The sequence below is a fragment of the Aphanothece stagnina RSMan2012 genome (assembly GCF_046764815.1).
In the GTDB taxonomy this organism is placed as follows: Bacteria; Cyanobacteriota; Cyanobacteriia; order PCC-6307; family Cyanobiaceae; genus NIES-981.
This window is the reverse complement of record NZ_JBKOUC010000005.1, coordinates 76,561-97,399: the sequence shown is the minus strand read 5'-3', so window position 1 is coordinate 97,399 and position 20,839 is coordinate 76,561. Positions and strand designations below refer to the sequence as shown.

Sequence of the window (20,839 nt, the reverse complement as noted above, 5' to 3'; positions counted from 1 at the left end):
ACGCGCCCACGGGATGGGCCTCCCCGGGGAGACCGGTCAGCTCGGGGTTCGGGCCGCGACCATGCGCCCATAGCGCTCGGCCAGACCCTGAGCGCTGAGGCCATGGGCCAGCACGCTCAGGGTGACGGTGATGGCGATCACGTCGGCGAGAGCGTTGCCGTGGGGCAGGCCGGCGTCCAAGAGGATCACCGCAAACACGATGCTGGCCAGGCCGCGGGGGCCGAACCAGCCCACGAACAGGGTGGTGGCGCGGTGGAGCTTGAGCCCCAGGGTGGCCACGGCGACCGGCAGCATCCGCACGAGCGTGAGGCTCAGCACGGCGTACAGGAGGTTGGCGGGCGTGAGCGCCTCAAGAGCGCGGCCGAAGACCGCCGCGCCGAAGATCAGCCAGGTGGTCACCGAGAGCACGTCACCGGTGCCCTCCGCCACCACCAGCTCCTCCTCCTTGTCGCGAGGGGTCAGGCCGCCAAACAGCAGGCCGCCGCAGAAGCAGGCGATGAAGCCACTGCCGCCGATCAGCTGGGCCAGGGTGAAGCACACCATGGCCATGGCCACCGCCAGCACGGGCCGCCAGTCCGGCGCGATCCATCCCCGGCGGCTGCAGGCGTCGCGAGCGGCGCAGCCCAGCAGGCACACCGCCACACCCACCAGCACGCCGCCGCCGATCTCTCCGACGAAGAAGGTGCCCAGCTGACCCATGCCAGCTTTCGCAGCGCCAGCATTCGCAGCTCCCTGCCCGGCAGCCAGGCTGAGCAGAAACAACAGGAACGGAACACAGATTCCGTCGTTGAGCCCGCTCTCGACGCTCAGATCCTCCCGGATGCGCGGAGGAACCCTTGGATTGGTCACCACCGGCTGCCCCAGAGCCGCATCGGTGGGGGCCAGGCACACCCCCAGCAGGCACGCCTCCAGAGGCGTGAAGGCCGGAAAGATCAGGCCCGCCAGCAACGCTCCCAGCACGATCGAGAGCGGCAGCCCCAGGCCCAGCAACCGCACCGGGAGACGCAGGTCGCGCAACACGGACAGCTGGGCGTTGGCGGCGTCGGTGAACAGAATCAGGGCGAGGGTGAATTCGGTGATCGTGCGCAGGTTTTCCGACTCCACCTGGATGTTCAACCAGCCCAGGACATCAGGGCCGAGCAGCCAGCCCGCCACCAGAAACACCAGAGAACCCGAAAGCGGCGTTTTGCCGAGGCGCCCGGACAACAAGGCGTAGCCGAGCACCGCGATGGCCAGGACAGCCCACTGCAGATAGCCCTGGATCATCGTCTTCCGTCTGAAGTCACCAAACTAGGGCGATGGTCAGAACCTGCCAGCGCTCCATGACACGCCACAAGCTTGGGTCCCTCTCGGCATCACGGGTGATGGGGGGGCTGGCGGGGATCGGCATCACCATGGGAGCCGGGTCGCTGCGGGCGTCCGAGAACTCAGAGCTGCAGGAGGTCGAAGTCACATCGGCGCTCCTTTTGAGTCAGTTTGGCCTGGCTGTGGTGATGATCTTCATCTGCACGGTGATTCACATCCTGCTCACAACCGTGATCATCGCCGGGAACCACAACGAAAAGTTGCGACGTTGGATGGCGCGGTCTACGCTTCGCCAGGTGGTGGTCATCGCCTTGGCGGCATTGATCACTTTCGTTGCCATGGCCGTGGAAATCGTGGCCTGGGCCTTGCTCTATCTGCAGCTCGGTGCGTTGAGTGACGTGGAGAAGGCCCTGTACTTCTCCGCTGTTTCCTTCACCTCCCTCGGGTATGGAGACGTCACTCTCCAATCGCACTATCGTCTGCTCGGATCCTTCGAAGCCCTGGTCGGCATCCTCATGGCCGGCTGGAGCGCGGCCCTTCTGGTGGCCGTGAGCCAGAAGATCATCGCCATGCGACGGGATTCCCACCAGACCGATCCCAGCAGGCCGTTTTGACCAACAACCCCTTCAACCACCACTCTCCCAGGCTTCTGCTCGGCGGCATCCTGCCGCTGCAGCGCCCCCAGCTGGCCGCCGATGTGGTGGCCGGGATCACCCTCGCGGCCCTGGCCATTCCTGAAGTGATGGGGTACACCCGCATCTCCCAGACCCCCGTGGTGACAGGGCTGTACACGATGCTGCTGCCCATGCTCGCCTTCGCCGTGCTTGGGGCCTCACGGCACCTGGTGGTGGCGGCCGATTCGGCCACCGCCGCCATCCTGGCCGCCACGCTGGCGGGAGTGGCCCATCCCGGCTCCACCGCCTACGTGGGCCTCACCACCCTGGTGGCGGTGATGGTGGGGGTACTGCTGGTGCTGGCCGCCGTTCTGCGGCTCGGTTTTCTGGCCGACTTTCTGTCCCGGAGCGCCCTGATCGGCCTGCTCAGCGGCATCGGTCTGCAGGTGGCCGCCGGGGAGTTCGGCGGGCTGTTCGCCCTCCCCAAGCAGGGCAGCGGTGCCCTGCAGCAGGTGCTGTCGGTGCTGCCCAGGCTCGGGGAGACCCGCACCGACCACCTCCTGGTGTCCGTGGCCGTGCTGGCGCTGATCGTGGGCTGCCGGCGCTATCCGCGGGTTCCCGGTGCGCTGATCGCCGTGGTGGGCGCCATTGCCGTGAGCGGTCTGTTCGACCTTCCCGCCCGCGGCCTGCCGGTGGTGGGCACCGTTCCCGGCGGGCTGCCCCAGCTGGGCCTGCCCCCGCTCGCAGGGGTGCCGTGGAACCAGGTGCTGATCACGGCAGCCTCCTGTTTCGTGGTGATCCTGGCCCAGAGTGCCGCCACCTCCAGGGCCTACGCCCAGCGCTACCAGGAGCGCTGCGACGAGAACGTGAATCTGGTGGGCCTGGCCAGCGCCAACCTGGTCGCCGGCCTGAGCGGCAGCTTCGTGGTCAACGGCAGCCCCACCAAGACCGAGATGGTGGATGAGGCCGGCGGCCGCAGCCAGATCGCCCACCTCAGCGCCGCCCTGGTGGTACTGCTCGTGCTGCTGGTGTTCACCGGCCCACTGGCTCTTCTCCCCGCAGCGGTGCTCTCCGCGATCGTCTTCCTGATCGGCGTGAAGCTGGTCGACCTGGAGGGTCTGCGGGAACTGTGGCAGCTGCAGCGCAACGAATTCCTGATCGCCCTGGCCACGGCGATCACGGTGGCCCAGGTAGGTGTGCTCCAGGGCATCGTGCTCGCCGTGGTGCTCTCGCTGATCGAGCAGGTGCGTCACACCTATCGCCCGCGCACCCGCCTGTGGTGCCCCAACGGCGAAGGCACGGCCTGGCAGACCCTGCCTGTGGGGCCTGGCCGGTTCGCCGCCCCGGGCATCGTGGCCTACCGGTTCGAGGCCAACCTCTTCTATGCCAACGCCAACCGCTTCACCGAAGAAGTGCTGGCGGTGGTGAACCAGCCTGACGGCCCCGTGCGAGGCCTGATCGTGGATGCCTCGGGGATCGACGACATCGATTACTCCGCCGGCAAGTCCCTGCAGGAGCTGGCCGGAGAGCTCGCCAGCCGTGGTGTGCGCACCGCATTGGTGACCGCCTCTTCCACCATGGTGAAGGAGTTGCGGAGCTTCGGGATCGGTGCAAGTGCCAACAGCGTCGGCACCTTCCCCTCCCTCAAGAAGGCGCTCCACGCCCTGGAGCAGGCGCTCGAGCCCAGCTCCAGCCCATGCTGAGCCTGCAGGAGTGGGCTCGGCAACGGGCCCCCTACTTCTGGCTCGGCCTCAGAACAGCCCTGGCCGTGGTTCTGGCTGTCGGGGTGGCCCTGTCGATGGACTGGCAGCGCCCCCAGTGGGCGGGCATCGCCGTGATGTCCATCAGCCAGGACAGCGAGGCGGCGACCCTGGGCAAGGGGCGGCTGCGGCTGGCGGCCACGGTGGGAGCCGCCGTGTCCGCGATCACCATGATCGCCCTCTTCCCCCAGGATCGCTGGGGGTTCTTCACCGCCCTCTCGCTGTATGTGGGGCTCTGCGGTTACCACATGCTGGCCAGCCGCCATGGCTATGCGTGGCGGGTGGCCGCCTATGTGTGCCCGGTGATCGCCATCAGTGCCGGATCGGTGGATGCCGTGAACGACTTCGCCACGGCCCTCGAACGGTTCCTGGAAAACCTCACCGGTGTGTCCTGCATCGTGCTGATCGCCCTGCTGGCAGGAAGGCGAGGCAACCGCCAGATGTTCGAGAGTTACATCCGGGATCTGGCCGGCAAGCTGGCGGATCTGATCGGACGGGTGGTCGCGGCGGTGCGGGCCGAGGCCAAAGGCCAACCGAACCCTCCTGAAACCCTGGCCGACCTGCGCGCCGCTCTCGGACGCTTCGAGGTGCTGCTGCTGCCGGCCATCGATGAGAGCGCCCGGATTGCTCGGCAACGGGGCGGCTGGCGCCGCGTGCAGCAGCGCTTCGGCGAACTGCTGGACAGCCTGGCGGGCTGGCGGCTCACCCTGCGCCAGCTCGGACCGGTGGGCACCACCACCTACCTGGACGCCCATCTCGCTGAGGCCCAGACCCTGCAACGACGGCTGGAGCGGTTGGCCGACGCCACAGAGGGCGTCTCTGAGGGTGTTTCTGAGGGCGTCTCTGAGGGCGACAAGGCCATCGAGCCGCCGACACTCCGGCCAGCAGCGTCCTCGGCGAGCGATCGGGCAGCTCTCACCCTGGCCATGCAGCAGCTGCAACGGGTGGAGCAGAGCACCACGGCCCTGGAACAGCTGTTCGGAAGGCTGGCCCAGGATCCCCGGGATCAGGCGCCGATCCCCTCCCCGGCGCCGCAGCCATGGACCCTCAATCCGGAGCGGCTGAAGGTGGGCGTTCGCATGGCCCTGGCGATCTGGGTGGCAGCACTGCTGTGGATGTTCGTTCCCGACCTGCCCGGCGGCACGGGCCTGATCACGCTCACCGCCGTGTTCAGCGCGGTACTGGCCCTGGCTGGGATGCGCGCCCAGCAGTTGCTGCCCGCTGTGCTGATCGCCCTGGTGCCGGCGGGGATTGTCTACGTGACTGTGCTGCCGAAACTCGAGGGATACACCCAGCTCGCCACTCTGCTGGCCGCTTACATCATCACAACCTTCGTGGTGACAGGACAGCAGCGGCCCATACGGACGCTGTCCATCGATTTCATGCTGATCACCTTTGGCATCACCAACCAGCAGAGCTTCAACTTCATCGGCTTCCTGGATCGCACCGTGGCGATCGTGATTGCCTGCGGCATCATTGCCGTGCTGCAGGAGATTCCTTGGTCGGCCTTGCCGGAAGACCAGTACCTGGGGGCTTTGGTGCGTCTGCGCCGAACGGTGGCGGCCATGCACGCCCTGTTGCTGGCACCTGGCCAGCGCCATGACCGCCTTCAAGGGATGCTGCGGCAGCAACGCAGGAGGTTCCTCAGCGAGGAACTGAGGCGACTCCCCGCCCTGATGGATCAGGTCAGCCGCTCATCGAAGTTCTCCAGATTTGGTCATTCCGCCGAGACGATTGCCAGCGTGAACCAGGCCGCCTGGTGTGCGAGCCTGCTGCTGATGGAGCTGCAGAGGCAATGGGGCAGACCAGAGACCCATCAGCTCGCGGTGGAGGCTGCTCGGGCACTGGCAGGAACCGTGGAGCAGCTGAAACTCGACGACAGTGAGCACGGCCTGGAGCGCCTGCAGTCCCTGCTCGAGCTGATCGAACGCAACGCCATGGAAGCCGATCCAGCCCTGGCAGCCGTGGCGCGAGGGTTGGCAGAATCCATGCAGCAGCTGACTGTCTTTCGCCAGTCTGTTCGCAACCGTACTGTTACGATCGCGCCTATGATTCCGGCCCAGTGATGGAACGCGTTCCCAGGGAGGTTGAGATCCGTGGCATCTATTTCCCTCCGCTGTTGCTGTGCGGCATCCTCGGGCTTCTGCTGGCATGGCTCACCCTGATAGCCCTCTATCGGTTGCGCTGGGATCACTATATTGAAGCTCCCACAATCGCATTTCTGGCCTTAAGTGTGATTTATGCCGTCATTCTCAGTACATGGGTGATTCCCTCATGAAGCTCCCCGCCGCACTCAAGACATCGCGATGGCAACGCAAGGGTGTGACCGTGGCCCTCGTTGGCGTGGCCGCGGTACTGGTGGGAGTGAAGGTCTGGGATTACGTGCGCAATCCCTGGACGAGGGATGCCCAGGTGAGAGCCAACGTGGTGCAGATCACCACCCGCGTCTCCGGGCCGATCATCCGGCTGCCGATCCGCGACAACCAGGCTGTGAAGGCCGGCCAGCTGCTGTTCGAGATCGACCCCCGCACCTTCTCCGAGCAGGTGAATCAGGCCCGGGCCGAACTCGACAACACCCGGGATGACCTGGAATCCCTGGCGAGCCAGGTGGAGGTGGCCCGAGCTGGTGTGAAGCAGGCCGAGTCGGTGGTGATCCAGCAGAAGTCGGCGCTGCGCGCCTCCAGCGCCCAGTTGACCGATGCCTCGGTGAATTTCCGCCGAGCAGACGAACTCATCCGCAGCGGCAGCATCTCCCGCAAGGACTACGACGATGAGACCGCCAGCTTCCGGGTGGCTGAAGCCCGCCGGGATGAAGCCGCCGCCGCCGTGCTGAAGGCGGACAAAGACCTGCTCCAGGCCGAGGCCTCCCTGGCCCAGGCCATCGCCCAGCTGGGCGCCCCGGGGGAGGCCAATGCCCAGCTGAGGTCGGCCAAAGCGGCCCTGCGGGACGCCGAGCTCAACCTGGAGTTCACCCGGGTGAAGGCGCCGGTGAGCGGCTATGTGACCAACCTCAACCTTCGCCTCGGCAGTCAGACCGTGGCCAACCAGCCGGCCCTCGCCCTGCTGGATCAGAACAGCCACTGGATCGAGGCCTACTTCCGGGAGACCTGGATTGGCCGGGTCCAGCCGGGGGATCAGGCCGTGGTGACCTTGATGAGCTACCCCAACCAGCCGCTCCAAGGGAAGGTGGAGAGCATCGGCTGGGGCATCTCGAAGGACAACGGCAGCACCGGTGAATTTCTGCTGCCCAATGTGAGCCCCACCTTCGAATGGATTCGCCTGGCCCAGCGCATCCCCGTGAGGATCAAGCTCGACACCCTTCCGCCAGGCGTGGTGCTGCGGCTGGGCAGCACGGCATCGGTGCTGGTCAGGACAGGCAGCGCCAGCCGCTGAAGCCCGTGGCCTCAGCGGGGGGGCTCCAGGCCCTGCACCTCCAGGTGCGGCACGCCCACGGCGATACCGGCCGCATCCAGCGCCTTCTTGAGACGCCTCCTGTACTCACGACCCACCGACCACTGCTCGAGGGGCCGGGTGCGGATCAGCATGCGGATCAACATGCCCTGATGGGTGATTTCATCAATACCGAGAATCTCCGGTGCCTCCAGAATCCTGTCTCGCCAGTCCGGATCCTCGGCGAGAGCCTGCGCCTCAGCATTCATGATGTCCATCACACGATCGGCATCTTCTGCCACATCCACCTGAATGGCGTAGTTGACCCGTGACCAGTTACTGGAAAGATTGCGAACAGTGGAAACCACGCCGTTGGGGATGGTGATCAGCTCGCCGTCAAGATTCCTGAGCTGAGTCACCCGCAAACCCACCTGCTCCACCAAGCCGGCCTGGTCACCGATGATCACCACATCACCGGCAGCATACTGATCCTCCAGCAGGATCAGGAATCCTCCGATCAGGTCCTTGAGCAGGTTCTGCGACGCCAGGGACAAGGCAAAGCTCAGAAAACCCAGGAACACCGCCACGGCCTGGGTCACAGCCCCGAGCCGATGCAGTTGGTAGATCACCACCATGCCGAGGATCAGATACACACCCACGGCAATCCATCCCTTCAGCGCCCGTGCCAGCGTGGGCGCACGCAGCTGATTGCGATCGCCCTCCTGGCTCTGCATCCACTCCTTCACATAGAGATCACACAGAAGATTGCCGGCACGGATGGAGATGCGGGTCATCAGTACCAGCAACAAAATCAATACCGGCAGGCCGATCGTGGCTTCTCTGCCGAGGGTGAACATCCAGTCGAGGGGGGCCCAACCGACTGGGACCGGGTCATTTCCACCCAGATAGCCCCGCACCGACACCCCGATCAGCCAGTTTCGAAACGGACGGGTCTGGGGAAACAGTCCTGCGATGTAGCCGACCCCAGCGGCCCAGAGCAGCCACTGGCCCCAGTACAGAGAGGAGCGGTAGAAGCTGATCAGGCTGATCTGGTGGCGCAGGTTGACCCGCTTCAGCAACGGAACCTTTCTGAATCCGCGGCCGGGTTCCGAAGAATCGGGGCCGCCGCCTGAAGTTCCCTGCAGTCGTGTCAACAGGATCGTGTGGTGACGCCTGAGGCGCGTCTGGCCGAACAAAACCAGGGCACTGATGCCGCCGATCAGCAACAGCGTGATCAGGGCACGTCGCAGAGCCGCCCGGCGAAAGGGAGGCTGAAGCTCTTCCCAGCCCCGAAGCAGGGCCGACTTGGCCACCTGGGCGGCGCGAAGGGCGATCGCCGTCGGCTCGGAGCTGTCCAGCCTCACCCGCGCCACGTCTGCGGGCGTGATGGTGTACAGCAGTTCCGGGGGATCATTTCTGGGGAACGCCACCATCACGCGGGGGCCATCGGCAGACTCCTCCACGAACACATTGAGCAGGCGATCCAGATCGCGCCTCTGGGCATTGAGATCAGAGACCCCACGACTCAGGAGTCGTCGCTTGGTGTACTTCTCCAGGGCCGAGAGGTATTTCTCCAGACGACTATGGATGACATGCGAACGCTCCGAGGCAGTCAACTCACTCCGCGCCGCATCCATACTGGGATCGGCGCGGATACTGATGTAACCAGGAACAAGGCCGACAATACGGCCATCAAGAAAGATGGGCGATGTTTCAATATTACCCTGGGTGAATACAGGGATGAATTCCTGTGATGTCACCGAGTTCTCGATGGCCGTCAGATCCGGGATGATCTGAGCTACTGCCCGCCCACCCAACCCAGCCGTGAGGAGCAGGACCAGCAGCAGCGAAGTCCAGAATCGCCTGGCAGCCATCAATCGAAACCACTTAAGAATGGTTGCCACCCACATCAACATGATTCTCAGAAGGTGTACGAAAGACCGGTTGCAAAGCTCGCATTCAGGCTGGGGTCATCACTGGCCACCGGCTTGGTGCGATAGCGCAGCAAGAGTGTGTTGGTCCAAGACCAACGCTCGGTGAGTGGGAGTTGAATCGAGGTAACGGACCAGATGAAGGCATTGCTCCACTCGTCCATGAGGCTGCCGATCGACAGGGTTTGATTCAGACGGACTCTGCCAAGCTTGAGCTCGCGAGCACGAAGAATCAACGAAAGATTGGGGGCAATCTGATTGACAAGCTTTTCCGAGTCAAGCTCTTCATATTCATAACGAAGTCCAGCCCCAAGCTGAACCTCGGCAAATGACGACGGCTTCTCTCCACGCCAGAGATTCATGCCAACCCCAACCAAGGAGGCCGTGATCACGGAGAGGTCATTGTCATCATTTCGGGAGGCGAAAGTTTCGTTGTTCACCGTGGCCAGCTGGGCGAAGAAGAGATTCCACTTGGCATCAAGATGGCGACGGAAGACCAGAACCCCCAGGCCATTCGGCCTGAAGGTGTTCTCACTGCGGCTGCTGTCATAGCTCAATGCAGCGGCAAGATCGAGTTCCAGATCTTCGCGCTGACCCTGCTTGTAATAATCCACGTTGATGGCGCCCAGTGCCGTGTCGTCCCGGAACGTGGTGCCACTCAGGGCGAACCCGAGTTTGACCTTGGCAGGCAATGGCCTGAACGGGAACGCCGGACTGGGTGGGGATGAGGGGTCCAGGGTTCGGACCCCTTCCGCCAGCAGCGTCTCGCCCTGGTCAGGCTCGTCCTGATCTTCCGCCGCCAGACCCACTTTGAGCAGCAGGGCACCGCGCTCCGCACCGTCGGCCACTGCGGCCAGTGCAACGGCCTCGGCTCGGGTGGTGGCTGCCTGCAGGGGCCTGTCCAGCTGACCCTGCAGGCGGGCGAGGCGAAGCAACAGTTCCACCTTCCGGAAACGCTCGGAGACCCGGCGAATGGCGACAGCGATCTCAGCAAGCCGTTCGGTTGCCTCCTCCTGGCAGGGCTGCGCCGGGTGACAGGCTTCCACGGCATCGAGCAGCAGGGAGGCCCGCTGGGCGGGATCAACAACCCGGCGGATGGCTTCCAGGGTGGCTTCATCCAGGTCTGACCCGGCCACCACGGGAGCCGGAACCAGGAGGCCGCCCGCCACGCCGAATCCCAGGAGCGACCATGCCAACAGCCGAAGTCGGCGGGGTTCAGGGCGGGGGGCCATCGCCCGGGTCACCTCACCCTCCTGCATCCCCGCCACCTTCATGCCCACAGTCCTAGCGGCGTGGCACGCAGGATGGCGCCAGCCATCGGCCTCTCGCGATGCGAGGCCGCCAGAAGCGTCACCTGCTGGACAAGGGGCAGATTCGTCTCGAAGGTGTGGATCCGAGGTTGCACTCCATGCGGAGCGAACCACCGGCAGCTTGAGAGTGTCAATCAACAGGCCCCAACTTCAACCCCAGCGTCGTGTCGCATCCACAGACGCACCAAAGTCGTCCAACCATCCTTCAAGGGCTTTGGCGTCCAAGTTGTCATGCATGAGGCGAGCCGAAGTAAGCCCTGTTACATCAAGCTCTCCTGAACACCGCGATCACAGCGAACAGCAGGCCCGCAGCCCCCTGACGCCGACCAGCGGTGCAGCCATGGGCCCCTACGGTTGGGGCGCCAGGGGAACCCCATCCTCGAGGCTGGGGTTGCCGGAGAGCACGGTGATCCCCTCGGGTGGGCCCGCGTCTGCCGGGAGGCGTTCCCGCTCCTGGTAGCGGCTGCCATCGAAGACGTGCCGCACGTAGGTGGCCGGAGCGCCGCCGCCCGACTGCAGCCGCCAGAGATCACGCCAGCCGTGGCTGCGCGCCTCGCTCACCACCAGGGGCAGGCGGCTGGTGGGAAAGTCGGCCAGCAGCACGGTGCCGCGCGGGGTGGAGCGGTAGAGCTGCAGGTTGCAGCCCCCCGTGCCGCAGACGGCGGGACCCATCAGATACACCACCCGTTCCTCACGGCCGTCGGCGTTGAGGTCGATGGCGGCATGCACGTAGCGCGTCCGCACCCCAGCCACCGGGGTGGGGCCGAGGAAGGCACCAAGGGCAGCCTCCAGGGCGGCATCGGGAGTGGCGCGGTAGCGCAGCTCCGCGCTGGGCACGGGCTCCCACAGCAGCTCAGCGGCCTCAGCCTCCAGGCTCAGCAGGCGTCCAAGCAGCCGGTAGCCGCGCACGCCCGCCAGCTGGACCCCCAGGCCATCCCCGAGCGACGGCGGCGGGCACAGGCGCCTGGTGCTGGCGAGGGGACCGAAGCGGAAGCTGCCGCTGACCGGATCGTCGTTGGGCTGCAGGCTCCAGCTGCCGCTGGCCCTGTTGCAGTCGAGCTGCAGCGCAGCGCGCCCTTCGCTCTGGAGGCTGAGGGTGTAGCGGGAGGGATCCTGCGGACGCTGCTCAGGCTGGCTGGAGTCGATCGGGCGGATCTCCACCAGCCGCCAGACCGTGTTCTCCAGCACGGGCTGGCGCGGTGCAGCCATGGCCGCTGTCGCGGTGGCAGTGGCAGTGGCGGTGGCGGTGGCAGTTGCAGTGGCGGTGGCGGTGGCGGTGGCGATCAGCGGAGCGAGGCTGGCCAGGAACCGACCGGGCCAGCGAAGAACGGGGCGCATGGGCGATCCACCTCCGGCTGCCCCATCATCGGCTGCAGCGCACCGAGGCTCGGACGCACCGTGCCCTACACGCGGATGGCCCGCTGTTCAAAGCAGTGGCCGTCCTTGCGGAGGAGGGGCAGCCCATCAGGTCCACGGTCGGGCCTCTGGCGCAGAAAATCCATCACCGCCTGCCATTCCTTGATCTCCCGCTGGGCGGCATCCAGGGCCGTGCTGGCCCGATCGAGGCTGGCCCCCGCAGGCAGCACGTAGGGGCCGCTGGAGGCGCGGGGATCGGCGATCGCCTCGGTGCGGTTGGTGAGGGGAGAACCATCAGCCAGCTTCGGCTGCAGGCTCAGAGCCCCCTTGCTGAGCCGGGGGATGGCGGCCACGATCACCCCCACGTAGAGGCTGGTGGAGAAACTGAGCAGATCGGCGGAGGCCAGATCAAGCGGCCGGTAGCCCCGCTGCAGATCCCCCAGCTCCAGGCCCACCACCTGATCGAAGCGGGGACGGCCGGGGTCGTAGGTGAAGCGCAGACCGGAGACGCGCGGAAAGTATTCGCCGGGATGGTTGGGATCATCGACGAGGAAGAACTCCAGCAGGTTCTTCAGTTCGGCCGCCGTGAACCAGGCCGTCACCAGGGCGCTGCCGGCCGTGTCGTCCACGACGCCAGCGCCGAGCGGTGCCAGAGCGAACACGTCGTAGACGGTCTGAATGCCGCTCTTGCCGTGGATCAGCCCAGCCCGGATGATGCCGTTGGCGGTGAAGGCGATGGCGCTGCCGGTGGCCTGCCGCAGGGCGTCGGTGAACAGGTTCGCCAGCGGCGTACCGCCCGCCACATCGGCGTAGTTCATCGGCCAGTCCTCCTCGATCCGTACCAGCGGCTGGGTGGTGGCATAACCGCGCGAGGCGAAAGCCGCCTCGCCGGACCGGCGCAGGAACTCCTCCACCCGTGCCTGGATGGCGGCATCGCCCCGCACCTGGTCATCCACGGGGATCAGCCGGTAGGAGCGGACCGACACCTGGCCCTCCTCCAGCTCCAGCACCAGTTCACCCAGGTGCTCGCCATAGCGGCCGCTCTGCACCGCCGGTCGTCCCCCCACCAGGAGGGGCTGCTCCAGGCGGGTGTGGGTGTGCCCGCCGATCACCACATCGATCTCGGGCGCCTGCTCCAGCAGGGCGACGTCCTCACCGCGGTCGAAGCGGCCCTCGGGGCCGCGGATCACGCCGCCGTGGCTGAGGGCCACCACCATGTCCACCCTCTGGCGCTGCTTCAGCTCCCGGGCCAGGGATCGGGCCGTCTCGATCGGATCGGCGAAGGTCACCGCGCCCGGATCGGCGGCGTACTTGAAGGCGTCGTAGCCGATCAGGCCAATCAGCCCGATGCGCAGGCCACCGCGCTCGATCACGGCGGAGGGGCGGATCACCCCCGCCTGGGCCAGCCGCTGCAGGTCCAGCAGCCGGTCGTCCCTGGCCCCCAGATCACTGTTGGACGCCACCACGGCCGGCACCGGACCGGCCGCCACCGCTTGGGCGATCGCCTGGCCGAGGCCGTCGGGCCCCAGGTCGAACTCGTGGTTGCCGAAGGTGGTGGCGTCGTAGCCCATCGCCCCCATCAGCTGCAGCTCCGCCCCCAGCTCACGACAGGCCGCCGCCACGGCGGTGCCCATGGAGAAATCGCCGGCGTCAAGCACCAGCACGGGCCCGCGCGGTTCGAGCTCGCGCCGGCGCTCGGCGATCAGGGCTCCGAGGCGGGCATAGCCCCCTCTTGTGGCGTCGTTGCCGGTCTGCAGCGGCGTGTAATCCCGCAGCGGACCCACCCCCACCACGTTGGAGTGCATGTCGTTGGTGTGGAGGATCGACACCACGCGCCGATCCGGGCTGGAATCGGGATTGGCCTGGGATTCGGGCCCAACCAGGGAGGCACCCGTCATCAGGGAGAGGAGACGCAGGGCGAGTCAATCCTGATGGACGTTCCGCTCAGCGGTCTTGGCTGGAAACGACGGGGCAGGCCATCCACCACCGGCGTTGCAGCACCCGCAACCCTGATCCAGGATCACGGCACGAGGCCAGAGCCATCGCCAGGCCATCGGGCCACCCCCCTCGACCCCATCACCGATGCTTCTAACGCTGCTCAGAACGGCCACCAACGCGCGCAGCCTCTGGATCCGCTCGGTGCTGCTGGCCCCTCTGCTCGCGGGTCTGGGTGGCAGCGCAGGCTTCAACGGCAGCGGCGCGGCCCAGGCCGCCGTGCCCCCCTCAGCCGAAGCCATCCAGGAGCTCGTGCCGGGCGTGCTGCAGGGCTATCTTCCCGCCGCCGAGCGGCTCAACAGCCTGAATTTCGTCCCTCCCGCACCGGAGGGTGCGTCAGCTCGACAACTGCTTGACACGCTCTGGAGCGAGCGCATGGTGTCCCTGCGCAACTCCGCGCGCTGGGACCTGGCGATTCGCGATGCGGATCTGACCTTTCCGGCAGCAGCCGGCGCCTTCTCCTGCGCCCTGGGCCTCCGCATCAGCGAAACCGACACTCCGGCGCTCTATCAGTTGCTGCGGCGCAGCCTCGCCGACATCGGCCTCTCGACCTACGGAGCCAAAACCACCTACCAGCGGCCACGCCCGTTCATGGCCAATGGGGCGCCGATCTGCACACCTGGAGATGAAGACAAGCTGCGCACGGATGGCTCCTACCCCTCCGGGCACACAGCGGTCGGTTGGGGCTGGGCGCTGATCCTCAGCGAGCTGGCACCGGATCGGGCCGAAGCCGTCCTGGCCAGGGGCCTGGCCTTTGGCGAAAGCCGCACCGTGTGCAATGTGCACTGGTACAGCGACGTGGTGGCCGGCCGCGTCGTGGGAGCCGCGACCGTGGCCAGGCTGCAGACCAACGCAGCCTTTCTGGCGGACAAGGAGGCGGCACGCGCAGAAATCGAACGCGCCCGCAGGGCCGACCTCGCCCGCACGAACGCCCCCCCCGCGGAGACATGCTCGGCCGAGGCCAAAGCCTTGGCAACGCCCAACTAGGCCGCCGGATCTCGGAGAAACACCGTGAAGGAGACAACGGGCAGCGAATCGATCCCTTCGCACGGGCACCCATCGCGGCAACGCACCACCAGACGCGCAGGAGCAAGGCTCAGCGGTTGGCTCTCGATTTTGGTTGCATTCGGCCTCACCGCCGCGCTGCTCCTTGGTGTTTCCCAAGATGTGCAGGCCTATGTGATGGGAGCCCCGGAACGCCGCGGGCCTGGGTGCGCCGAACAACCCACCTATGTGACCCTGCAGGGGCGGCGGATTCTGGAGCTGAGGGCCACGGCCGGCGCCTACAACCTCAAGGACGCCGCGGATCAAGCCAGCAGGGAATTGCTGAGGATTGCGCGTGATCACAGCATCGCTCCTGAGGCCATCGCGATCAGAGAGGGGGAGGGTGAGGTGATCCTGGAAATGCGTCAGGACGGAGAACCCGAACGCACCCTCGGCTTCATCAACCAACGCGTGGCGGCCTGCTACGGGATGAACCGGGTGGAACTGGCCGAGCAAACCCGGGACAGTCTCCGCGCCGCCATCCGCCGCTACCGGGACGAGAACACCCTGGCGTCCTGGTTGCGGGCCCTGGCCCTGGCCGGCCTGCTCGTCGGGGTGTATGTGCTCTGGCTGCGGCTTCAGGGCCAGATCAACAGGTGGACGGAGCAATGGATCGCCCGCCGTCGGCTGCGCGTTCTGGACTTTCTGAACCGGCATGGAGTCGGGCACTTCATTGCTCCGGAGCAGGTGCGTTACCTGCTCCAGATGTCCCGCAAGGTGGTGCACTGGTCCGTGCTGATCCTGATCAGCTACCTCCTGATTCCGTTGCTGCTGGGGCTGTTTCCACCTACCCAGAGCGCCGCCAGGGAATTGCGCCAACAACTGGTGGGCCTGCTGGCCGGCGTCGCCCGTGGAGTTGTGGCCTCCATTCCCGATGTTGTCTCCCTCTCTCTCATCCTGCTGGTCACCACCGTTGCGATCAAGGCCAGCAATGCCTGGTTCCGCGCCCTGGAACGCGGCAGCGTTCGCATCCCGGGGTTTTATCAGGAGTGGGCCCCGCCCACATCACGACTGGCCGCTCTGCTCCTGGCAGCGGCTGGCCTGGCGACGGCGTTCCCCTACATTCCCGGATCCGACAGCCGATTGTTTCAGGGGGCCGGCCTGCTTCTGGGTGTGCTGGCTGCTCTGGGATCCAGCGCCATCGCCACCAATATCATGAGCGGGCTGATGCTGATCTACACCCGCGCCTTCCGAGAAGGTGATCTCGTGGACATCAACGGTGTGATGGGCGTTGTGCAGGACCGAGCCCTGCTGGTGACCCGCCTGCAGACACCTCGCAATGAGCTGGTGAGCATTCCAAACGCCACCGTGATCGGAACCTCGGTGGTCAACTACAGCTTCTCACGGCGCGAGATCCGCAAACCGGTTGCCCTCTCCACCACCATCACCATCGGCTATGAGGTGCCTTGGCGAACGGTCTACCGCCTGATGCTGAAAGCTGCGTACAGCGTTGCGGGCATCAGCCGGGACGACAAGCCCTATGTGCTGCAGACATCGCTGAATGACTTCCACATCAGTTATGAGCTCACGGCCTACGTGCGCGAGCCGGGCAGCTACCGCCAGACGCTTTCCAGGGTCTTGGAAGCACTCCAGGATGAATTTGCAGCCGCCGGAATCGAGATTCTCTCGCCCGGATATCACGCCATTCGCAATGGCAATCCCAGAACGATTCCCGCTGGATCCGAGTGAGCACGAGGCCGGGCCGACCCCAGGAAGCATGCGCTTCCGTGGGCCGGCCCCAGGTCCCTCAGGAGTGTCCCCTCAGGAGTGACCCTCAGGAGTGACCCGTCGTGCTGCTCATCTTCTCGATCACCTCCTCGAGGGAGAAACTCGCGGCCTTCTGGCGGGGCGGGAAGTCCTGGAAGGTGGCCAGGAAACGGCCCACGAAGGTCTGGGCCGGCACCAGCATGAAGGCGTGATCCATCAGCCAGTCCCAGTAGGTGTTGGAGGTGATGTCGGCCCGCTCGTAGGGGTCGGTCTTGAGGTTGAAGATCTTGGGCACCCGCAGGGCCGTGAAGGGTTCGGCCCACACCTGCAGCGTGCCGGCGGCGCGCTGCTCCATGAACACCATCTTCCAGTTGTCGTAGCGGAGGGCGGTGAGGTCACCGTCGTCCGAGAAGTAGAAGAACTCCACCCGCGGGCTCTTCTCCGTCTGACCCGTCCAGTAGTCGAGCATGTTGTAACCGTCGAGATGCACGTGGTAGTGCCGACTGCCCGCCTGGTGGCCGGCCTTGAGCTTCTCCTTGATCTCGGGCTCCCCGGCGGCCGCCAGCAGCGTGGGCAGCCAGTCGAGGTGGCTCACGATCTCGGTGAACAGCGTGCCGGGTGCGATCCTGCCGGGCCAGCGCACCAGGGCGGGCACCCGGTAGGCCCCTTCCCAGTTGGAGTTCTTCTCGTTGCGGAAGGGGGTCATGCCGGCATCGGGCCAGCTGTTCATGTGGGGCCCGTTGTCGGTGCTGTACATCACCAGGGTGTCATCGGTGACGCCCAGCTCATCGAGCAGGTTGAGCATCTCGCCGATGCACTCGTCGTGATAGAGCATCACGTCGTGGTACTCCGACTGCCAACGGCCACTGCGGCCCACATCCTGGGGCCGGGCATGGGTGCGGAAGTGCATGTGGGTGGTGTTGAACCACACGAAGAAAGGCTCACCGGAGGCCACCGCATCGCGGATGAAGCGCTTGGCCTCGGCCATGAACTCCTCATCGCAGGTTTCCATCCGCTTCTTGGTGAGCGGACCGGTGTTCTCGATCCGCTGGGTGCCATCGGGATTCGCCCAGGAGTGCAGCACGCCGCGGGGCCCGAAGTTCTTGCGGAACTCAGGCAGCTCCTCCGGCGTGGGATAGTCGGGCAGCTCCGGCTCCTCCTCGGCATTGAGGTGGTAGAGGTTGCCGAAGAACTCGTCGAAGCCCTGGTTGGTGGGCAGATGCTCGTCGCGGTCGCCGAAGTGGTTCTTGCCGAACTGGCCGGTGCGGTAGCCCAGCGGCTTGAGCAGGCCGGCGATGGTGGGGTCTTCGGTGCGGTAGCCGAGTTCGGCGCCGGGCAGGCCCACCTTGCTGAGGCCGGTGCGGAACACGCTCTGGCCGGAGATGAAGGCGGCCCGGCCGGCGGTGCAGCTCTGCTCGGCGTAGTAGTGGATGAAGCGCCCTCCTTCCTTGGCCACCCGGTCGATGTTGGGGGTCTGGTACCCCATCAGGCCATCGCTGTAACAGCTCAGGTTGCTCTGGCCGATGTCATCGCCCCAGAGGATGAGGATGTTGGGCTTGCCGTTAGGCATGGTGGTGAGGAATGCCGTGGTGACCCCCGCACCATGGCCAGGGATGGCCTGGGCCAACACTCTGAAAGTGCGAAATTTTCCTGATGGCGCTCGCCCGCCCCATTGACGGCATCGAGCGCCTGCAGGCCCTGCTGGAAGGAGCTGGACTGCCGGTGACGGTCACCCAGCTGGCCAGGGGCAGGCTGCAGGGAGAACTGCTGCCTCTGGGGCTGGGCCCGCTGAAGCTGCTGCGCATCCGACTCGACCGGGCGATCCACGCCGCCGGCCCGAAGTCTGCAGAGCGCCAACTCGTGGCGCTGGATCTGGATGGGCACCTGGATGGAAACGCGCGATCCCAGGTGCCGATCCGCAGCCACGGCCAACCGCTGCTACCCAGGGCCTTGTTCGGTCTCTCCTGCGCCGGCGAGATCCACCTCACCACGTTCGGCCGTTGCGACCTGGCCCTGCTGATGCTCGGGCGGGAGGAGTTGCTGCGCCGGGCCGACCAGCTCGGCTGCCCGATGCTGGAAGGGGCGCTGGCCGGGAACTGGCTCAGGGTGGATCCAGGCCGGTTCGCCCGGCTGCGCCGCTACCTGCGCCAGCTCTTCGCGGCCATCGAGGCCAACCCCAGCCTTGAGCCGGCGGCGGGGTTCGAGCGGCTGGTGAACGGCGACCTGATCCCCCTGGTGCTGGACGCCCTCGCCCATGGCTCGGAGGCCATGGGCGGCCTGCGGCGGCCGCCCTCGCGAATTGAGCTGGTGAAGGCGGCCCAGCGGTGGATGGAGGCCAACCCCGGCCGGCCCATGCATCTGGAGGGCCTCTGCCGCGAAGTGCACGCGAGCCGGCGCAGCCTGATCCAGGGATTCCGGGAGCACCTGGGGATGGGCCCGATGACCTACCTGCGGCTGCAGCGGCTGCACGGCATCCGCCGGGAACTGCTGGAGGCCGACGCGAAGCAGATCAGGATCGGCGCGCGCGCCGCCGACTGGGGCTTTCTCAACCCGGGCCACTTCGCCCGGCAGTACGCCGTGCTGTTCGGCGAGCGGCCCTCCGAAACCCTGACGGCCCGGATACCGCTTCAGCCCGCTGCGCCAGCTCAGCCCGGTGCTCCAGCTCAGCCGGACCGTGAGCCGCCCGACGCCTTGGAGTTGTCCCGCAGGTAGTGCTCCACCGCCCGCTGCACGTTGCGGCGCAACCGGGGACGGCCCAGGCGCTCGCCCAGCTCCGAACGTCGCACCACCTCTAGCACTGCCGGGTTCAGACCCGCCAGCCACAGCTCGATGCCCTGCTGCTGCAAGTGACGCTCCGCCTGGCTGAGGGCCTTGAGGGCGGTGTATTCCAGGTCGATCAGGGCACTGCCATCGAGCACCACCACCCGGGGGCTGTGCCGCTCGATCAAGCGACGGATCCGGGCCGCCACCCCGTCGGCATTGGCGAAGAAGAGACGCCCCTCCGCCCGCACCAGCAGCAGGCCGGGCCAGGTCTCGTCCTGATGATGACGGGAGGAGAGGGGACGGAACACGTCCGTGCCGGGTTTGCGTCCTATGGCGTAGACGGGCGGGTTGATCTCCTGCTGGGCCAGGGCCACCAGCGAGAGGATCACCGCCACCAGGATTCCCTTGAGGGTTCCCAGCAGCACCACCCCGAGGAACGCCACCACAGCCCAGCGGAACTCGGCGTGCCGCACCCGACGGATCGCCAGGAATTCGGCCGGGGCGATCATCGGCAACGCATAGACCACCACCACCACGGCGAGGGCGGCCTGGGGCATCACGGCGATCAGCGGCGCCAGGAACAGCAGGGTGGCCAGCGCGGCCGCCGCGGTCACCAGGGCGGCCAGCTGGGTGCGGGCCCCCGCCTGGCGGTTCACCGCCGTCTGGGAGGTGCCGCCACCGGCGGCCATCGCCCCGAAGCAGGCCCCCAGGGCATTGGCGGCGCCGAGGGCCAGCAGCTCGCGGTTCGCATCCGGCGCCGGGTCCTCAGGGCCCCGGAAGGCCCGCGCGGCGGCGGCACTTTCCGTGAAGCTCATCACGGCGATGCCGATGGCGGCGGGCCACAGCTGGCCGGCGAGCCCCAGCGGCGGCAGGGAGAAGGAGGGCAGCCCCCCCTGCACCGCACCGATCACCGCCACGCCGCGCTCCCCCAGGCCCAGCCCGGCGCTGAGCGCCACCGCCGCGGCCACCACCAGCAGCGGCGCCGGCAGCTGGGGCCAGCGGCGCTGCAGGCCCATGAGCAGCAGCACCAGCAGGCCCGAGAGGGCCACCGTGACCAGGGACGACGCGGGCACGCGGGCTGCCACCGCCGCCAGATCCCGGAAGAAGCCTGCCTTCTCGATGGATATCCCGAGCAGCTTGGGGAGCTGATCCACCACGATCACCAGCCCGATGCCGGACTTGAAACCCACCAGCACCGACTCGGAGATGAAGTTGGCGAGGAAGCCGAGCCGCAGGGCCGAAGCCACGACCAACATCGCCCCCACCAACAGGGCGAGCAGGGCACTGAGAGCCAAGGCCTCGCCCGGGTTGGTGCGGCCGACGCCCCCCGCCAGCTCGGTGCCCACCAGGATCGCCAGCGTGGTGGTGGTGCTGACGCTCAGGGCCCTGGAGGTGCCGAGCAGGGCGTACACCACCATCGGCACCAGGGCCGTGGTGAGCCCCACCTGCACGGGCAGGCCGGCAATGGTGGCGAAGGCCATCGCCTTGGGGATCACCACGGCGGCGGTGGTCAGCCCGGCGAGGCCATCCGGCCGCAGCCAGGCACGCCGGTAGGTCTTCCACCAGGGTCCAGCATCCCGGCCCGACGGCTGTTGGAGAACGCCTTCAGCAGGGGCCATCGGTGCGGGGTGAGCCCGAGGCGTGAGAACACCCCCCGGAAGAGG

The 20,839-nt window shown here is 66.7% G+C and carries 15 protein-coding genes; 8 read left to right on the top strand and 7 right to left on the bottom strand.

The window, feature by feature from the left end; all coding sequences use genetic code 11:
• Positions 1 to 36: 36 nt before the first annotated feature.
• Complete coding sequence (locus tag ACLNEE_RS05005) at positions 37 to 1,266, bottom strand: cation:proton antiporter (RefSeq protein WP_411423592.1); 1,230 nt, start codon at positions 1,264 to 1,266, stop codon at positions 37 to 39.
• A 98-nt stretch (positions 1,267 to 1,364) separates the two neighbouring features.
• Between ACLNEE_RS05005 and ACLNEE_RS05000 the strand changes: the two genes are divergently transcribed.
• The 5 genes from ACLNEE_RS05000 to ACLNEE_RS04980 are packed head-to-tail and all read left to right on the top strand — an operon-like array spanning position 1,365 to position 7,072.
• Positions 1,365 to 1,919: a potassium channel family protein gene (locus ACLNEE_RS05000; RefSeq protein ID WP_412006844.1), complete on the top strand. Its 555-nt coding sequence runs from the start codon at positions 1,365 to 1,367 to the stop codon at positions 1,917 to 1,919.
• On the top strand, positions 1,916 to 3,622 hold the full coding sequence (locus ACLNEE_RS04995; RefSeq protein ID WP_411423595.1) for a SulP family inorganic anion transporter: 1,707 nt from the start codon (positions 1,916 to 1,918) through the stop codon (positions 3,620 to 3,622). The genes ACLNEE_RS05000 and ACLNEE_RS04995 overlap by 4 nt, the downstream gene beginning before the upstream one ends.
• Positions 3,616 to 5,745, top strand: a complete 2,130-nt coding sequence (locus ACLNEE_RS04990) for an FUSC family protein (RefSeq protein ID WP_411423596.1) — start codon at positions 3,616 to 3,618, stop codon at positions 5,743 to 5,745. Before ACLNEE_RS04995 ends, ACLNEE_RS04990 begins: the two co-directional genes overlap by 7 nt.
• A complete protein-coding gene (locus tag ACLNEE_RS04985; RefSeq protein ID WP_411423597.1) occupies positions 5,745 to 5,957 on the top strand; it encodes a DUF1656 domain-containing protein in 213 nt (70 codons plus the stop codon). The genes ACLNEE_RS04990 and ACLNEE_RS04985 overlap by 1 nt, the downstream gene beginning before the upstream one ends.
• On the top strand, positions 5,939 to 7,072 hold the full coding sequence (locus tag ACLNEE_RS04980; RefSeq protein ID WP_411423598.1) for an HlyD family secretion protein: 1,134 nt from the start codon (positions 5,939 to 5,941) through the stop codon (positions 7,070 to 7,072). The genes ACLNEE_RS04985 and ACLNEE_RS04980 overlap by 19 nt, the downstream gene beginning before the upstream one ends.
• Positions 7,073 to 7,083: 11 nt before the next feature.
• Here the strand turns inward: ACLNEE_RS04980 and ACLNEE_RS04975 are convergent, their stop codons facing one another.
• The 4 genes from ACLNEE_RS04975 to ACLNEE_RS04960 all read right to left on the bottom strand — a co-directional run bounded on the left by ACLNEE_RS04975 (position 7,084) and on the right by ACLNEE_RS04960 (position 13,564).
• A complete protein-coding gene (locus tag ACLNEE_RS04975; RefSeq protein ID WP_412006843.1) occupies positions 7,084 to 8,685 on the bottom strand; it encodes a mechanosensitive ion channel family protein in 1,602 nt (533 codons plus the stop codon).
• A 305-nt stretch (positions 8,686 to 8,990) separates the two neighbouring features.
• On the bottom strand, positions 8,991 to 10,196 hold the full coding sequence (locus ACLNEE_RS04970; protein ID WP_412006842.1) for a DUF481 domain-containing protein: 1,206 nt from the start codon (positions 10,194 to 10,196) through the stop codon (positions 8,991 to 8,993).
• Between the two features lie 462 nt (positions 10,197 to 10,658).
• Positions 10,659 to 11,648 carry an META domain-containing protein gene (locus tag ACLNEE_RS04965; RefSeq protein ID WP_411423601.1) on the bottom strand — a complete coding sequence of 330 codons (990 nt, stop codon included), beginning with the start codon at positions 11,646 to 11,648 and terminating at the stop codon, positions 10,659 to 10,661.
• Between the two features lie 65 nt (positions 11,649 to 11,713).
• A complete protein-coding gene (locus ACLNEE_RS04960) occupies positions 11,714 to 13,564 on the bottom strand; it encodes a bifunctional metallophosphatase/5'-nucleotidase (protein ID WP_411423602.1) in 1,851 nt (616 codons plus the stop codon).
• A gap of 184 nt (positions 13,565 to 13,748) precedes the next feature.
• Here ACLNEE_RS04960 and ACLNEE_RS04955 point away from each other — a divergent pair, with 184 nt between their 5' ends.
• Positions 13,749 to 14,648, top strand: a complete 900-nt coding sequence (locus ACLNEE_RS04955; RefSeq protein WP_411424553.1) for an acid phosphatase — start codon at positions 13,749 to 13,751, stop codon at positions 14,646 to 14,648.
• A 129-nt stretch (positions 14,649 to 14,777) separates the two neighbouring features.
• Positions 14,778 to 16,394 (top strand): mechanosensitive ion channel family protein, encoded by a 1,617-nt coding sequence (locus ACLNEE_RS04950; protein WP_411424552.1) that lies wholly within the window; start codon positions 14,778 to 14,780, stop codon positions 16,392 to 16,394.
• An 85-nt stretch (positions 16,395 to 16,479) separates the two neighbouring features.
• Here the strand turns inward: ACLNEE_RS04950 and ACLNEE_RS04945 are convergent, their stop codons facing one another.
• A complete protein-coding gene (locus ACLNEE_RS04945; protein WP_411424551.1) occupies positions 16,480 to 18,039 on the bottom strand; it encodes an arylsulfatase in 1,560 nt (519 codons plus the stop codon).
• Between the two features lie 26 nt (positions 18,040 to 18,065).
• Here ACLNEE_RS04945 and ACLNEE_RS04940 point away from each other — a divergent pair, with 26 nt between their 5' ends.
• Positions 18,066 to 19,124 (top strand): helix-turn-helix domain-containing protein, encoded by a 1,059-nt coding sequence (locus tag ACLNEE_RS04940; RefSeq protein ID WP_411424550.1) that lies wholly within the window; start codon positions 18,066 to 18,068, stop codon positions 19,122 to 19,124.
• Here the strand turns inward: ACLNEE_RS04940 and ACLNEE_RS04935 are convergent.
• Positions 19,076 to 20,794: a SulP family inorganic anion transporter gene (locus ACLNEE_RS04935; RefSeq protein WP_411424549.1), complete on the bottom strand. Its 1,719-nt coding sequence runs from the start codon at positions 20,792 to 20,794 to the stop codon at positions 19,076 to 19,078. The two genes, ACLNEE_RS04940 and ACLNEE_RS04935, sit on opposite strands and share 49 nt — an antisense overlap.
• Positions 20,795 to 20,839 lie beyond the last annotated feature (45 nt).

Bases quoted from the DNA above. Each gene is read 5' to 3' on its own strand.
- ACLNEE_RS04940 (WP_411424550.1), top strand. From the start codon at position 18,066: ATGGCGCTCGCCCGCCCCATTGACGGCATCGAGCGCCTGCAGGCCCTG.
- ACLNEE_RS05005 (WP_411423592.1), bottom strand. From the start codon at position 1,266: ATGATCCAGGGCTATCTGCAGTGGGCTGTCCTGGCCATCGCGGTGCTC.
- ACLNEE_RS04935 (WP_411424549.1), bottom strand. From the start codon at position 20,794: ATGGCCCCTGCTGAAGGCGTTCTCCAACAGCCGTCGGGCCGGGATGCT.
- ACLNEE_RS04960 (WP_411423602.1), bottom strand. From the start codon at position 13,564: ATGACGGGTGCCTCCCTGGTTGGGCCCGAATCCCAGGCCAATCCCGAT.
- ACLNEE_RS04980 (WP_411423598.1), top strand. From the start codon at position 5,939: ATGGGTGATTCCCTCATGAAGCTCCCCGCCGCACTCAAGACATCGCGA.
- ACLNEE_RS04985 (WP_411423597.1), top strand. From the start codon at position 5,745: ATGGAACGCGTTCCCAGGGAGGTTGAGATCCGTGGCATCTATTTCCCT.
- ACLNEE_RS04990 (WP_411423596.1), top strand. From the start codon at position 3,616: ATGCTGAGCCTGCAGGAGTGGGCTCGGCAACGGGCCCCCTACTTCTGG.
- ACLNEE_RS05000 (WP_412006844.1), top strand. From the start codon at position 1,365: ATGGGGGGGCTGGCGGGGATCGGCATCACCATGGGAGCCGGGTCGCTG.
- ACLNEE_RS04955 (WP_411424553.1), top strand. From the start codon at position 13,749: ATGCTTCTAACGCTGCTCAGAACGGCCACCAACGCGCGCAGCCTCTGG.
- ACLNEE_RS04965 (WP_411423601.1), bottom strand. From the start codon at position 11,648: ATGCGCCCCGTTCTTCGCTGGCCCGGTCGGTTCCTGGCCAGCCTCGCT.